Source organism: Amycolatopsis sp. DG1A-15b (assembly GCF_030285645.1).
GTDB lineage: Bacteria > Actinomycetota > Actinomycetes > Mycobacteriales > Pseudonocardiaceae > Amycolatopsis.
Window position 1 is genome coordinate 199946 of the sequence record NZ_CP127296.1, and the last position, 14573, is coordinate 214518.

Genomic DNA, 14573 nt, shown 5'->3' on the forward strand with positions numbered 1-14573 from the left:
GCGGGGGCGCCGGATCGCCGGGAAACGCACCTCGACCGGCCGGACGGTCACGCCGGCGGCCGAGTTGCGGTCCGGGCTGGGTGTTTCGGCCGCGTTGCCGGGGCGCGTCGAACGCTGATCTGCGCGAAACACCGGCGTCCTGGGGCGGCAACAACCCCGGGGGACCGTGGAGGCATGGAGACTTCCAGAGCGTTGCCCCAGCCGGTCCGGACGGTCGCCGCCGAGGAGACGGCGGTGCCGTCGGCGTGGCGGGTGCGGATCCGGATGCACGACCACCCGGGCACCCTCGCCCGCATCGCCATCCGGCTCGCCGACCTCGAGTGCAACATCCTCGGCCTGTCCGTGCTGCCGGTGCCGGGCGGCGTGCTCGACGAGATCGTGCTGCGCCCCGCGACCGGCCTGCCCCGGCGGCACCTGGCCGACGCGATCCGCGCCGAGGGCTGCGAGTGCACGGCGATCATCGACGCCGACGTCCACGAGCTGGTCGACCCGTCGGCGTCGACGCTGCTCGCGGCCCGCCGCGCGGTCGACGCCCCGGCCCGCCTCGCCGAAGTGCTGAAGGACATCCTGGCCGCGGACGTCGTCACGCTCGTCCCCGCCGCCGAGGCGAACCCGGCGCGCACGGAGAGCGGGCACCGGGCCGTGTTCGCGCTGGCCGGCGGCAGCGCGCTGGTGGCGCGCCGCCAGTGGGCGCCGTTCGTGCAGCTGGAGCTGACCCGCGCCGAAGCGCTGGTGACCCTGCTCGCGGCGGCGGCCCGGAACGCGGCCGGCCCGGTGGTCCTGGACCGCCCGGACGGCGCGGCGATCGTCCTGCGCAAGGGCGTCCCCGGCGACGCCGACGCGGTGGCCGAACTGCACCGCCGGTGCTCGATGGCCACGCTGTTCCGGCGCTACCACACGGGAGTGCGGACGGTCCCGCGCCGCCGCCTGCACCGGCTGCTGGTGCCTCCGCGCGGCACGAGCGTGCTCGCCGTTTTCGGCCGCGAGGTGATCGGCCTCGCCCAGCTCATCCCGATGAATTCAGGCGGTGCCGAGATCTCCCTCCTGGTGGAGGACGACTGGCAGCGGCAGGGAATCGGCACGGCCCTGCTGGCGCGGCTCGCGTTGCTGGCGGAGGCCCAGGGCATCACGGAGCTGTCCGCGGACTGCCTGGCGGGCGACGACGTCCTGCCCCGCACGGCGGCCCGAGCCGGTCTGCGCACGGAACGCAGCATCGAGGACGGCGCGCGGCTGAGGATGTTCCTGCCGGCCTGAGCTCAGCGCTTCCAGAACCAGTCCTTGTCACGCGCTTCACGCAGGGCGGATTTCTTGCGCTCGGCGGTGAGCCGGTCGAGGTAGAGAATGCCGTCGAGGTGATCGGTCTCGTGCTGCAGGCATTGGGCCAGCACGTCTTCGCCTTCGACCTCGATGGGTTCGTTGTGGACGTCGACGCCGCGGACCTTCGCGTGCTTCGCCCGCTTGGTGGGGAACCACAGTTCCGGCACCGACAGGCAGCCTTCGTTGATCTCGTGCGTTTCTTCGGACAGTTCGACGATTTCGGGGTTGACGACGTACCCGGTCAGCCCGGCGACGTCATAGCTGAAGACGCGCAGCCCCACCCCGATCTGCGGCGCGGCCAGCCCGGCCCGCCCGGCGGGCTTGACGGAGTCGACCAGGTCCCGCACGAGCGCCTCGAGCTTCTCGTCGAACACGGTGACCGGGTCGCAGACGGACTTGAGGATCGGGTCCCCGAAATAGCGCAGTTCGCGCATCGCCATGAGCAGAACATCCTTCGTGCGTGTCGGACTGGCAGCTTAGGCCAGCGAGGAAGAAGGTCGCGCCGGAATAGCCAACCCGGCCCGCCCGGCGACGCACGAAGGCGCGCGGCGGCGAGTCGGCGCTGGTGGCGGATGGCCGGCGCCGGGCTGGATTGCCACGCAGCGGATCGATTCCGGCAGCAAGGCGGAGGTGCGGGCGAGCTGCCGGGCCTGCGGCTGGCGACCCGGCCCCGACCAGCAGCGCGGCCTCAGGCCCGTAGCCGCAGGCCTGAGGGCGTGGCTCGGAAGCCTGCTTCCTGGAGCACCTCCGCCAGTTCCGAGGTCAGTGCTTGCTCGCCGTCCGCGCGTTGGACCGACAGCTGGCCCAGCCAGCCCTCGCGGACCGCGGCCGACAGTGCCTTGGCCGCCTCCGACAACGCCTGGCGCTCCTCCGTGAAACTCAGCAGGGATCGGCCTCCTCGCTCCACATACAGGGCCGGAACCCCGTCGACCAGGACGGCCAGTGCGCCGGCCTTGCGGGCGGGGCGGTGCTTCGTGTCACCCGTGGCCGCCGGCCAGGGCAGCGCCGCGCCGTACGGCTGGGCCGGGTCCGCCGCCGCCAGGACCACCGGCCGGCTCGGTGCGGGGCGGCCCGGGCCCGACAGGGCGCGCAAGCGGTCCACCGCGCCCTTCGCCGCGAACTGGGCCGCGCCGAGGCCCTCCACCACGTAACCGCGGATCACCTGGCCCGTGTCCTCCATGCCGCGCAGCACCTTGTAGATCCCGGAGAACCCGCCCGTGACGCGCTCGGTGTCGAGCGCGCCGCGGGTCAGGACGCCGTGGCGCTCCAGGAACGCCTCCGTCCGCGCGTGCGCCCGGCGGGTCGCGTCGGTTTCGCGGGGCGGGGTCAGCGCCCACCGGCCCGCGACCGTCGGCGGTCCGGATCGCGAGGGCATCTGGGGCCGCCCCGCCCGCAGCCGTGCGTACCGGCCGCGGGGAGCCTGGCGCCGGGGCTTGTGGGCGCCGTGCCCGGCGACCTGGGCGCGCAACGGCCCCAGCGTGTCGCCCGTGACCAGGCCCGCCCAGACCAGGTCCCACAGCGCCGCCACGACTTCGGCGTCGGCCGGGGCCTTGTCCACCAGCACCGTCGCGCGGTCCACCAGCTGGCGGAAGAACAGCGCGCCACCCTCCAAAGTGGACACGATGGCGTCGTGCAGCGGGCCGGTCGGGATGTCCTCGACGACTTCGGGCAGCAGCAGGTCGGCCACATCGGTCGGGGCCAGGGCGATCCAGCCGTCCCCGCCGGAGAGCGCGCCGCAGCCCGCCCACGTGACCTCGCCCGCGGTCGTCAGCTCGTCCAGCAGCGCGGGGGAGTAGCCCGGCAACCGCCCGGGCAGGATCAGCGACTCCACCGCGCTCGCCGGCAACGGTGCCCCGGCGAGCTGCTCCACCACCGACAGGACGTCGTCGGCCGTCGGGGCCGCCCGGACGCGGCCGCCGAACCCGTGCCACGCGGGCAGGAACCGGCCCAGCGCCGCCGGTTCGACCGGCTCGACTTCGGCTCGCAGCTTCGCCAGCGACGCCCGCCGCAGCCGGCGCAGCACGGCCGAATCGCAGTATTCGACCCCGACCCCGTGGGTTTCCGGATGGCCGACCGGGCTCAGCTCGCCCCGCACCAGGCGGCCTTCCCCGGTCATCCGGTCGAGCACGCCGGTGACGACCGCCGTGCCGAGCCCGAACCGCGCGGCCGCGTCCGCCGCGGCGAACGGGCCGCGACCGCGGGCGTAGCGCGACAGCAGGTCACCGAGCGGGTCCGCGACCGGTTCGGTGAACGCCTCGGGCACGCCCACCGGCAGCGCGGTGCCCAGCGCGTCACGCACCCGGCCGGCGTCCTCGATCGCCAGGAATCGTTCCGAGCCGCCGATCCGCACCCGGATCGCCCGCCGCGCCGCCTCCAGTTCCGTGAGCCACTCCGCCTGGATCCCGCGCTCCGCGGCCTCCTCGGCGGTCAGGTCGCCGAGGAACCGCAGCAGGTCGGCGGCGTCTTCGGCCGAGCGCGCGTGACGCTCGGGATCGAGCCGCTGCAGCGACCGTTCCACTTCGGCGACGGCTTCGGGATCCAGCAGCTCCCGGATCGCCTCGGTGCCCAGGAGCTCGGCCAGCAGTCCCGAATCCAGCGACAGCGCCGCCGCCCGCCGCTCGGCCAGCGGCGCGTCGGTCTCGTACAGGAACATCCCGATGTAGCCGAAGAGCAGGCTGCGCGCGAACGGCGACGCGGCCGGCGTTTCGACCTCGACCAGCCGGACCTTGCGGGACCGGACGTCGGCCATCAGCTCGCGCAGGCCGCTGACGTCGTAGACGTCCTGCAGGACCTCCCGCATCGCCTCCAGCACGACCGGGAACCGCTCGTACTTCGCCGCGACCGACAGCAGCTGCGACGCGCGTTGCCGTTGCTGCCACAGCGGAGTCCGGCGCCGTGGGTCCCGGCGGGGCAGCAGCAACGACCGGGCCGCGCACTCCCGGAACCGGGCCGCGAACACGGCCGAGCCGCCGACCTCGGCGACGATCAGCTGCTCGACCTCCTCGGGGTCGAGCAGCACGTCGTCCGCGCCGATGGTCACCTCGCCGCCGTCGGCGTCCAGCGCGTCCGGCAGCCGCAGGACGATGCCGTCGTCGGAGTGCGCCACCTGCGCGTCCACCCCGCGGTTTTCCCGCAGGCGCGCGGCGATCGCGAGGGCCCACGGCGCGTTCACCTGCGCGCCGAACGGCGAGTGCACGACGATCCGCCAGTCGCCGAGCTCGTCGCGGTAGCGCTCCAGCAGGATCGTCCGGTCGTTCGGGACGTGCCGGGTGGCGGCTTTCTGCTCGGTCAGGTACGCGAGGAGGTTGTCGCACGCCCGCTCGTCCAGCCCGGCCGCCCGGGCCCGCTCGCGCGCCTTTTCGTCGTCCGAAGTGGACAGTTCGCGGACGAACTTCCCCAGTGCCCGGCCGAGTTCCAGCGGGCGGCCCGGCGCGTCGCCCTTCCAGAACGGCATCCGCGCCGGCTCGCCCGGCGCCGGCACCACGATGACCCGGTCGTGCGTGATGTCGGTGATCCGCCACGACGACGTGCCGAGCAGGATGGTGTCGCCGACGCGCGACTCGTACACCATCTCTTCGTCGAACTCGCCGACGCGCGAACCGGGTTTGTCGTCCGCGCCCGGGGTCATGACGGTGAACAGGCCGCGGTCCGGGATGGTGCCGCCCGACGTGACGGCCAGCCGCTGCGAGCCGGGACGTCCGCGCAGCTCGCCGCCGATGCGGTCCCAGGTGATCCGCGCCCGCAGCTCGCCGAACTCCTCGCTCGGGTAGCGGCCGGCCAGCATGTCGAGCACCGCGTGCAGGGCGTCGTCCGGCAGCGCGGCGAAGGGGGCCGCCCGCCGGACCAGCGACGCGAGGTCCGGCACCGTCCACGGTTCCAGCGCCACCATGGCGACGACGTGCTGCGCCAGGACGTCCAGGGGGTTGCGCGGGTAGCGGACCGCCTCGATCGCCCCGCTCGCCATCCGCTCGGCGACGACCGCGCAGGAGACGAGGTCACCGCGGAACTTCGGGAACATCACCCCGGACGACACCGCGCCGACCTGGTGCCCCGCCCGGCCGACCCGCTGCAGGCCGGACGCCACCGTCGGCGGTGCCTCGATCTGCACCACGAGGTCGACCGCGCCCATGTCGATGCCCAGCTCCAGTGACGACGTCGCCACCACGCACGGCAGCTGCCCGGACTTGAGCGCCTCTTCGACGTGGGTGCGCTGCTCCCGCGACATCGACCCGTGGTGGGCGCGGGCGATCACCGGCGGGGCGCCGGTGCTCACGCCGGACTGCCCGACGGCTTCCGCCGGGAACGCGTCGGCCGGGGTGAGCTCGGTCTGCTCGACGGCCAGCTCGTTGAGCCGGGCGGTGAGCCGCTCGGTGAGCCGGCGCGAGTTGGCGAAGACGATGGTCGAGCGGTGGGCGCGGATCAGGCTCAGCACCCGCTCCTCGACCGCCGGCCAGATCGACGGCCGCTGCACGGGGTTGCCGGCCATCTCTTCCAGGGTGCCCAGGCCGCCCGGTGCGATGTTTCCCGGCGGGAACGCTTCGGTCAGCGACTCCAGGGACTCCAGCGCGTCGAGCGGGCTGGGCGCCGGCCCGCTGCGCGGCGCGTCGAGGTTGCTCATGTCCTCCACCGGGACCTCGACGCGGACCTCGATGGTCTTCGCCAGCTTCGGCTGGACCACGCGCACCGGGCGGCCGCCGGCCAGGAAGGCGCTCACCTCGTCGATCGGGCGGACCGTCGCGGACAGGCCGATGCGCTGCGCCGGCTTCGGCAGCAGCGCGTCCAGCCGCTCCAGCGAGAGCGCGAGGTGCGCGCCGCGCTTGCCGCCGGCGACGGCGTGCACCTCGTCGACGATCACGGTCTCGACGCCGCGCAGCGACTCCCGCGCCGACGACGTGAGGATGAGGAACAGCGACTCCGGCGTGGTCACCAGCACGTCCGGCGGGGTCTTGCCGAACGCGCGGCGCTCGGCCGCGGTGGTGTCGCCGGTCCGCATGCCCACTTCGATCCCGGGCACCGGCAGCCCGAGCCGGCGGCTGGCCTGCGAGATGCCGGCGAGCGGGGCCCGCAGGTTCCGCTGGACGTCGACCGCCAGGGCCTTCAGCGGCGAGACGTAGAGGATCCGGCAGCGTTTCGTCGCTTCGGCCGGCGGCGGCTCCACCGAGAGCCGGTCCAGCGCCCAGAGGAACGCGGACAGCGTCTTGCCGGACCCGGTGGGCGCGACGACGAGGGCGTGCTCACCCGCGTGCGCGGCCCGCCAGGCCCCTTCCTGCGCCGCGGTGGGCGCGGCGAAGGCCCCGGCGAACCAGTCCCGGGTCGCGGGGGAGAAGAGGTCGAGCACGTCGGTTGCCACGTCATTCATGATGCGCGGCACCACCGACAATTTCCGGCGCCCCGGCGACGATCACGCTCTGGGCGAACCGCGGGAACACGACGTCGACCTTCGGCTCGTCGGTGATCAGCCGGTAGTCGCGGTCCAGCGGCGTCCAGTAGGAAAAAGGGGCCTGGTCCAGCTTGGAGTGGTCGGCCAGCACGTACGCTTCGCCGCCGGCGTGGAGCATCGCGTGCTTGACCACGGACTGCTCCAGTGACGGGCAGCACAGCCCCCGGCCGGCGACCACGCCGTCCGCGCCCAGGAACACCCGATCGGGTGAGATATGCCGCAGCTGCGCCAGCACGCTCTCGCCGAGGATCGCTTCGGTGGGGTGCCGCAGCCGGCCGCCGAGGACGATGAGGTCGATCCCGGAGAAGCCCGCGAGCTCGCGGATCGCCGTGACGCCGTTGGTCACCACGGTCAGCCCCTCGCGGTGGGCGAGGTGCCGGGCGAGCCTGCCGGTGGTCGTGCCCGCGTCGAGCAGCACCACTTCGCCGTCCTGGACGAGCGCGGCGGCTTCCCGGGCGATGGCGTCCTTGGCCGCCGCGTGCTCCCGGTCCTTCTCGAGGGGACTGCGCTCGGTGTCCAGCGCGCCGCCGTAGGTGCGGACGACGTGCCCGGCGCCGGCGAGCGACGCGAGGTCGCGGCGGATCGTCGACTCGGAGACGCCGAACTCTTCGGCCAGCTCCGCGATGCCGCCGGAGCCGTCGCGGACGGCCTCCAGGAGCATCGCGCGCCGATCACGGGTGCCTGGTCGCGGCTGGGGCATGCGCCGAGCCTTCCACAGTCACGGGTTTCAGCCCGAAGAACGCCAGCCCGGCGGCCACGGCGAGGAATCCGGCCAAGACGACGAACCCGGTGGTCGCGGTGCCGGTGACGTCGGTCAGCCAGCCGACCAGGTAGGGACCGGCGAACCCGCCGAGGTTGCCCAGCGCGTTGATCAGGCCCATCGCCACGGCGACCACTTCGAGGCCGAGGATCCGGCTGGGAATGGCCCAGAACGGCCCGTACGGCATGTAGACGCCGGTCGCCACGACGCAGAGCAGCCCCAGCTGCACGGCCGCCGGCCAGTGCCCGAGGTTGCCCAGCAGCAGCCCGGCGATCGCGACGAGCAGCGGCACCGTGACCGCGAGCCGCCGGTTGCCGGTCCGGTCCGACCAGTGCGCGCACGCGACCATCCCGGCCAGGGCGAGGACGTACGGCACGGCCGACAGGAAGCCGACGGAGGTGGCCGAGCCGCCGGTCATCGTCTTCACCACCGACGGCAACCACAGGCTGAAGCCGTAGAAGCCGGTGATCCAGAAGAAGTAGATGCCGATCAGCAGCAGCACCTGCCGGTTCGCCAGTGCCTGCCGGTAGCCCTGCTTGGCGAACGCCGGCTTCGCGTCTTCTTCGGCCTTCAGGGTCGTTTCGAGGTACTCGCGTTCCGCCGCGGAGATCCAGCGGGCCTGCGCCGGCCGGTCGGCGACCGCGAACCACCAGACGACCGCCCACACCAGCGGTGGCAGTCCCTGCAGGACGAACACCCAGCGCCAGGACATGTGGTCGAGCATGAACCCGGACAGCGGTGACATGAGGATCGCCGAGATCGGCAGGCACGTCATCCACAGCGCGTTCGCCCGCGCCCGTTCCGCCTGCGGGAACCAGGACGCCAGCAGGATCAGCACCGCGGGCCACACCCCGCCCTCGAACAGCCCGAGCAGCAGCCGGGCCAGGTGCAGCTGGGTTTCGTTCCGCACCAGTCCGCAGAGCACCGCCGCGAACGCCCAGGAGATCATCAGGATCAGCACGGTCTTGCGGGCGCTCCACTTCGCCGCCAGCACCGCCGCGGGGATCTGCAGCACCAGGTAGCCGACGAAGAAGATGCCGCTCGCCAGCCCCTTCGCGCCGGCCGACAACGGGAAGTCGTCGCCGATGTAGGGCAGGATCACCGCGACGTTCGTGCGGTCGAGGTAGGCCAGCATGTACATGACCACCGCGACGGGGATGACGTACGCCCAGCGCTTGCGGGGGATCACCGGAGGCCCGGTGGGTAGATGACCGGCAGCTTCCGCGCGTACGGCGCCAGGGTGGCCGCGGCCTTGAATGCCGCCCGCATGGTGCCGTGCGACGCCCGACCGGTGCCGGCGATGTCGAACGCCGTGCCGTGGTCGACCGACGTGCGCAGGATCGGCAGGCCGACCGTCACCGACACCGTGCCGTCGAAGTCGTAGGTCTTCGACGCGATGTGCCCTTGGTCGTGGTAGAGCGAGAGCACGCCGTCGAACCGGCCCTGGATCCCTTGGTGGAACACGGAATCCGCGGGGATCGGGCCGACCACGTCGAGCCCGGCGACCCGCGCGGCGGCGACCGCCGGGGCGATCGCGATGATCTCCTCGTCGCCGAACTTGCCGTTCTCCCCGCCGTGCGGGTTGAGCGCCGCCACGGCCAGTCTCGGCTTCTCCGTGCCGAACACTTCCAGCGCGGTGTACGCCTCCCGGATCGCGTGCTCGATGTTTTCCCGGGTGATCTGGTTGATCGCTTCGCGCAGGGAGAGGTGCCGCGTGGCGAAGAAGATCTTCAGCCCGGAGACCCAGAACATCGTGTTGAACCGGGTCGACCCGGTCAGCTCGCCGAGCATCTCGGTGTGCCCGAGGTGCTGCGAGCCCGCCGCCCAGATGGCCTCTTTGTTGATCGGCGCGGTCACCACCGCGTCGACCTCGCCGGCCAGCGCGAGCCGGGTGGCGACCTCGATCGCCCCCACCGCCGCGGCGCCCGCGGTCGCGTTCACCTCGCCCCACGGGAGGTCTTCGGTGACCACGCCGAGGTTGAGCACGTCGATCACGCCGGTGGTGAAGCGCGCGTCGGCGACCGTGGCGATCGGGTTGATCTCCAGGTGCAGGCCCAGGTGCCGGACCAGGCGTTCCAGCACGATCGCGTCGCCCACCGCCACCCCGTGCGCCATCTGCAGGGCCTCGGGCTCGGCGAGGGTCTTCAGGGTGATCTCCGGGCCGATGCCCACGGGGTCGCCGAGGGTGACGGCGAGGATGGGGAGGTCGCTCACGGGTGATTCCTTCCGGTGGCCAGGACGTGGTTCAGGTGTTCCGGGCAGGTGACTGTGACAACCGGGGCTTCGCCTCGGGCCGGGGGCTTCGCCTCGGGCCGGGGGCTTCGCCACGCTGCCCCTCGAAAGCGGTCGCGCCTGCCGATCCGGTGCTTGTCCGGCATCAATCGGGCGGCCTCTCACGGCCCGGAGCCCACCGAGATCCACCGCGAGCCGGGCCGTGGTGAGGTGCCGGTTCGTCGTGGCGTCGCAGACGACGATCCCGGCGGGTCGGCGCCGGACTGCTTCGACCGCGTCCACGGGTTTCACCGTGAGCTCGACGGGCCCGACGAGGTCGATGGCTTCCCGTACCGCCTGGGCGGCGTGTGGTGACGAGGCGTGCCGGGTACCCAGGTTCACCACCGGTGCGTCGCAGTTCCGGCATCCGACCCTCCCGTCTTGCGCACTTCGGTCAACTGAGTTACGCGAACTGTGCAACTATCGTGCACCTTGATCGCCGTCCTCGTCAAGGAGCAGTGACTTTCCCGGGTCCGCACGCACGGTGACCGCGCGCATGGCAGCATCACGCGGGCGCCGTCGGGGCGTGTTTTTCGCGAAGGGGAGTGCTGTGCGGATCCTGTCCGTGGACCTCGGGACGTCCAACACCGTCGCCGTGCTTTCGGCGCACGGGATGCCGCCCCGGGTCGTCGAGGTGGACGGCTCGGCCAACATGCCCTCGGCGGTGTTCGCCACCGAAGAGGGCACGATCATGGTCGGCCGGGACGCCGAGCGCCGCGCCCGGCTCGACCCGACCCGCTTCGAGCCGAACCCCAAGCGCCGCATCGACGAGCAGACCCTGCTGCTCGGCACCGACGTCGTCCCGGTCGCCGACGCGCTGGCCGCGATCCTGCGCCGCGTGCTCGAGGAGACCTCCCGCCAGCTCGGCGGCGAGCAGCCCGACGAGGTCCGGCTGACCCACCCCGCGCAGTGGGGACAGCCGCGCCGCAACGTGCTGATGTCCGCCGCCCGGCTCGCCGGGATGGGCCCGAACATCCTGCTGGTGCCCGAGCCGGTCGCCGCCGCGGCGCACTTCGCGTCGTTCCCCGGCAAGTCGCTCGCGCCCGGCCAGGCCCTCGCCGTCTACGACCTCGGCGCGGGCACCTTCGACGTCGCCGTCGTCGGCGCCACGCAGAACGGGTTCACCGTGCTCGCCGAGGACGGCCTGCCCGACCTCGGCGGCCTCGACGTCGACCAGGCGCTGATGGTGCACGTCGGACGCGAGGTCTCGCACTCCGACCCGCAGCGCTGGCAGCGGCTGCTGCGCCCGGAGTCCACCGCCGACCGGCGCACCCGGCGCGCGCTGCAGGAGGACGTCAAGGCGGCCAAGGAGGCGCTCTCGCGGCACCCGCAGACCGAGGTGCCGATGCCCGAGCCGTTCAAGGACGTCCTCGTCACACGCGGCGAGCTGGAAGGCCTGGTCCGCCCGGCGATGCTGCGCAGCGTCGAACTGCTGTCGCGGACGCTGCGGTCGTCCGGGCTGACCCCGGACCGGCTGGCCGGCATCTACCTCGTCGGCGGGTCGAGCCGGCTGCCGCTGGTCGGCGCCATGATCGCGGAGAAGCTCGGTGTCGTGCCCGGCAGCCTCGACCAGCCGGAGACCGCCGTCGCGCTCGGCGCGCAGCACGTGGCCCGCGACGGGCTGTCCGTGCGCACCCAGAACGTCGAAGGGGCGGTGGCCGCGGGTGCCCCGCCGCGCCGCCCGCAGTACGCGCCACCGCAGCCACCGGCGCAGTACCCGGGTTACGCGCCGTCGAACTTCCCGCCCAGCGGCCCGCAGCCGGTGCCGTCGAACTTCCCGGCGTACTCGTCCGCACCCGACAAGGCCGAGCCGAAGCCCGGCGGGAAGAAGAAGCTGCTGATCGGGATCGCCGTCGCGGTCGTCGTGGCGCTCGCGGTGGGGCTGACGGTGTTCCTGACGTCGTCGTCCTCGGTAACGACCTACACCGCCGACCAGTGCAAAACGCCGGGGCAGGCGGACGACAAGGGCTTCACGGGCTGCCTGCGCCAGCTCGCCGGGAAGATCGCCGACACCGGGGACTGCAAGCGGGGCATGGGCAACGGCCCGGCGGCACCGGCGCAAAGCCTGGGGGCCGCCTCGACCTGCTCCGCGCCGGGCCGGGCGGGCACGCAGGTGACCTACGTCCACGGCGACAGCGCCGACACGCTCAAGCAGTACACCGACGGCCTGCTCGCCTCGGCCGGCGGCGACCGCACCGAGGCCGACTGGGGCGGCAACGGGCTCAAGGGGCACTACTCGTCGGCCGCGGGGAAGACGTCGGCGGTGCTGGTGTTCACGGTGTCGGACCGGCCGCTGGCCGGGTTCATCTACCAGCTGAACACGAGTGACCAGGCGGCGGCGACCACGCCCGGCACGCTGGCCGACTACTTCGAGGCGAGCGTCCAGCCGGGCCGGTAGACGGCGCGAAGGAGCCGTTCGCGCCCCGGTTAGAGTGGGTCCGATGCGGATCACGGTTTTCCGGCGGCTGATGGCCGAGGAGTTCGGCCCCGGACGGGCCCAGGTGCTGGCCAGTGACCACGTCCTCAGCGGGCTCGGCGGGCGCACCATCGACCAGGCGCTGACCGCGGGAATCCCGGCCAAGGAGGTCTGGCGCGAGGTCTGCGACGCCTTCGACGTCCCGGCCGAACGGCGTTGACCTGGGCGGATACGCTCAGGTCCTGACCCGGGCGGGCGAAAACCCTACCGCAAGGGTGTGTCGCTGCCGACCTCGAACAGGTGTTCGTCTAAGGTGTTGTCCACATCGGGTCCAGCGATCCACAGATCGGGCGCCGCGCCTGGAATTGTCGGTCCCCGCCGCTAGCGTCGGACCGGACAGCTGAAGAACCGACACAGAGAGCCCTCGACGGGGCCTCCGACCAGCGAGGTGGACTTCCATGCCTGCAGCACCCGACAAGGACAAGGCGCTCGAGCTCGCGCTCGCGCAGATCGACAAGCAGTACGGCAAGGGCTCGGTGATGCGCCTCGGCGAAGAGGGCCGCGCGCCCGTCGCCGTGATCCCCACCGGGTCGATCGCCCTCGACGTCGCGCTCGGCATCGGCGGGCTGCCCCGCGGCCGGGTCATCGAGGTCTACGGCCCGGAGTCTTCCGGTAAGACCACGGTCGCCCTGCACGCGGTGGCGAACGCGCAGCGCGCCGGCGGCATCGCGGCGTTCATCGACGCGGAGCACGCGCTGGACCCGGACTACGCCAAGAAGCTCGGCGTGGACACCGACGCGCTGCTCGTCTCCCAGCCGGACACCGGTGAGCAGGCGCTGGAGATCGCGGACATGCTGATCCGCTCCGGCGCGCTCGACATCCTGGTCATCGACTCGGTGGCCGCGCTCGTGCCGCGCGCCGAGATCGAGGGCGAAATGGGCGACTCGCACGTCGGCCTCCAGGCCCGCCTGATGAGCCAGGCGCTGCGCAAGATGACCGGTGCCATGAACAACTCCGGCACCACCGCGATCTTCATCAACCAGCTGCGCGAGAAGATCGGCGTCATGTTCGGCTCCCCGGAGACCACCACCGGTGGCAAGGCGCTGAAGTTCTACGCCTCGATCCGGCTCGACGTCCGCCGCATCGAGACGCTCAAGGACGGCGGCGAGGCGGTCGGCAACCGCACCCGCGTCAAGGTCGTGAAGAACAAGATGGCCCCGCCCTTCAAGCAGGCCGAGTTCGACATCCTGTACGGCCACGGCGTCTCCCGGGAGGGTTCGCTCATCGACATGGGTGTCGACCAGGCGATCGTGCGCAAGTCCGGCGCCTGGTACACCTACGAGGGCGACCAGCTCGGCCAGGGCAAGGAAAACGCGCGGAAGTTCCTGCGCGACAACCCGGACATCGCCAACGAGATCGAGAAGCGCATCAAGGAGAAGCTCGGCATCGGCCCGCAGCTCGACGCGGAAGCCGTCGAAGCCGTGCCGGCGCCGGTCGACTTCTGATCGTTCGGCGAGGGATTGGGTGAGGGTTGCGGGATTGGGTGAGGGCTTCGGGATTGGGTGAGGTGTGCTCGCGGAAGGCGCTCGCCCTTATCCCTTCGCCTTGTCTCCCGGGGGTCGAACCCCCGGACCCCCGCCAGGGGGCGAGCCCCCTGGACCCCCGCCGGGGTTGCGTGGGGTGGTGATGTGCGGCTTGGTGATGTGCGGCTTGGTGGTGTGCAGATGGTTGGGTTTGAAGACGAGGAGTGATTCAGGTGGGCAGGGCGCCTAAGGTGCCGCCGGCCGAGCTTTCTCCTGAAGAGCGGTACAAGAAGGCCAAGGAGATCTGCTTCGATCTTCTGGCCGTGCGTGCGCGCACTCAGGAGGAGCTCCGGCAGGCTCTGCACCGCAAGGGGTTCGACGAAGAGACCAGCGAAAACCTGCTCGGCAAACTCGACCGGGCAGGGCTGGTCAACGACGCGGAGTTCGCGGAACTGTGGGTGAAGTCCCGCCACGCGACCCAGGGCCTGTCCCGCACCGCGCTGATGGCCGAACTGCGGCGCAAGGGCGTCGACGACGAGGTCGCCGCCCAGGCAGCCGGCGAGGTCGACCGCGAGTCCGAGGAACAGATGGCCAGGGAACTGGTCCGCAAACGCCTCGGCTCGCTCGGCAACGTCGACGAACAGACCGCCCTGCGGCGCCTGCTCGGCTTCCTCGCGCGCAAGGGCTACCCGCAAGGCCTGGCCTACACCGTGATCAAGGAGGAACTCCGCGAGTACGGGGCGGAGTCCACCCTCCTCGACGACGCCGTCATCGACTGAGGGGCGGCCCAGCCCGACGAGCAGGGCACCCCTGCGGCCCGGGGCCAGGATGGCACCTTCGCTGCGG

General features: G+C 72.4%; 10 protein-coding genes. 5 read left to right on the top strand and 5 right to left on the bottom strand.

What is annotated here, in order from left to right; all coding sequences use genetic code 11:
- Positions 1 to 174: 174 nt before the first annotated feature.
- A complete protein-coding gene (locus tag QRY02_RS01015) occupies positions 175 to 1254 on the top strand; it encodes a GNAT family N-acetyltransferase (protein ID WP_502874181.1) in 1080 nt (359 codons plus the stop codon).
- Between the two features lie 2 nt (positions 1255 to 1256).
- Here QRY02_RS01015 and def read toward each other — a convergent pair whose 3' ends face one another.
- The 5 genes from def to pdxA all read right to left on the bottom strand — a co-directional run bounded on the left by def (position 1257) and on the right by pdxA (position 9731).
- Entirely contained in the window at positions 1257 to 1757 is a 501-nt protein-coding gene (gene def, locus QRY02_RS01020; RefSeq protein WP_285989602.1) for a peptide deformylase, read from the bottom strand.
- Positions 1758 to 2005: 248 nt separating this feature from the next.
- Positions 2006 to 6676: a DEAD/DEAH box helicase gene (locus tag QRY02_RS01025; protein WP_285989603.1), complete on the bottom strand. Its 4671-nt coding sequence runs from the start codon at positions 6674 to 6676 to the stop codon at positions 2006 to 2008.
- Positions 6669 to 7457, bottom strand: a complete 789-nt coding sequence (locus tag QRY02_RS01030) for a DeoR/GlpR family DNA-binding transcription regulator (RefSeq protein ID WP_285989604.1) — start codon at positions 7455 to 7457, stop codon at positions 6669 to 6671. The genes QRY02_RS01025 and QRY02_RS01030 overlap by 8 nt, the downstream gene beginning before the upstream one ends.
- The gene (locus tag QRY02_RS01035) at positions 7429 to 8706 is read right to left on the bottom strand and encodes an MFS transporter (RefSeq protein WP_285989605.1); all 1278 of its coding nucleotides are present in this window, start codon (positions 8704 to 8706) and stop codon (positions 7429 to 7431) included. The genes QRY02_RS01030 and QRY02_RS01035 overlap by 29 nt, the downstream gene beginning before the upstream one ends.
- Positions 8703 to 9731 (bottom strand): 4-hydroxythreonine-4-phosphate dehydrogenase PdxA, encoded by a 1029-nt coding sequence (pdxA, locus tag QRY02_RS01040; RefSeq protein ID WP_285989606.1) that lies wholly within the window; start codon positions 9729 to 9731, stop codon positions 8703 to 8705. The genes QRY02_RS01035 and pdxA overlap by 4 nt, the downstream gene beginning before the upstream one ends.
- A 607-nt stretch (positions 9732 to 10338) precedes the next feature.
- Between pdxA and QRY02_RS01045 the strand changes: the two genes are divergently transcribed.
- From QRY02_RS01045 to QRY02_RS01060, 4 genes are all read left to right on the top strand, one after another.
- Positions 10339 to 12186 (top strand): Hsp70 family protein, encoded by a 1848-nt coding sequence (locus tag QRY02_RS01045; RefSeq protein WP_285989607.1) that lies wholly within the window; start codon positions 10339 to 10341, stop codon positions 12184 to 12186.
- Between the two features lie 43 nt (positions 12187 to 12229).
- Positions 12230 to 12424 carry a DUF3046 domain-containing protein gene (locus QRY02_RS01050; protein WP_285989608.1) on the top strand — a complete coding sequence of 65 codons (195 nt, stop codon included), beginning with the start codon at positions 12230 to 12232 and terminating at the stop codon, positions 12422 to 12424.
- A gap of 238 nt (positions 12425 to 12662) precedes the next feature.
- The gene (gene recA, locus QRY02_RS01055; RefSeq protein ID WP_285989609.1) at positions 12663 to 13709 is read left to right on the top strand and encodes a recombinase RecA; all 1047 of its coding nucleotides are present in this window, start codon (positions 12663 to 12665) and stop codon (positions 13707 to 13709) included.
- Between the two features lie 269 nt (positions 13710 to 13978).
- Complete coding sequence (locus QRY02_RS01060) at positions 13979 to 14506, top strand: regulatory protein RecX (protein WP_285993733.1); 528 nt, start codon at positions 13979 to 13981, stop codon at positions 14504 to 14506.
- Positions 14507 to 14573: the final 67 nt, after the last annotated feature.

Excerpts from the sequence above, each read along its gene's own strand:
- QRY02_RS01030 (WP_285989604.1), bottom strand. The coding sequence starts at position 7,457 with ATGCCCCAGCCGCGACCAGGCACCCGTGATCGGCGCGCGATGCTCCTG.
- def (WP_285989602.1), bottom strand. The coding sequence starts at position 1,757 with ATGGCGATGCGCGAACTGCGCTATTTCGGGGACCCGATCCTCAAGTCC.
- QRY02_RS01025 (WP_285989603.1), bottom strand. The coding sequence starts at position 6,676 with ATGAATGACGTGGCAACCGACGTGCTCGACCTCTTCTCCCCCGCGACC.
- QRY02_RS01050 (WP_285989608.1), top strand. The coding sequence starts at position 12,230 with ATGCGGATCACGGTTTTCCGGCGGCTGATGGCCGAGGAGTTCGGCCCC.
- recA (WP_285989609.1), top strand. The coding sequence starts at position 12,663 with ATGCCTGCAGCACCCGACAAGGACAAGGCGCTCGAGCTCGCGCTCGCG.
- QRY02_RS01015 (WP_502874181.1), top strand. The coding sequence starts at position 175 with ATGGAGACTTCCAGAGCGTTGCCCCAGCCGGTCCGGACGGTCGCCGCC.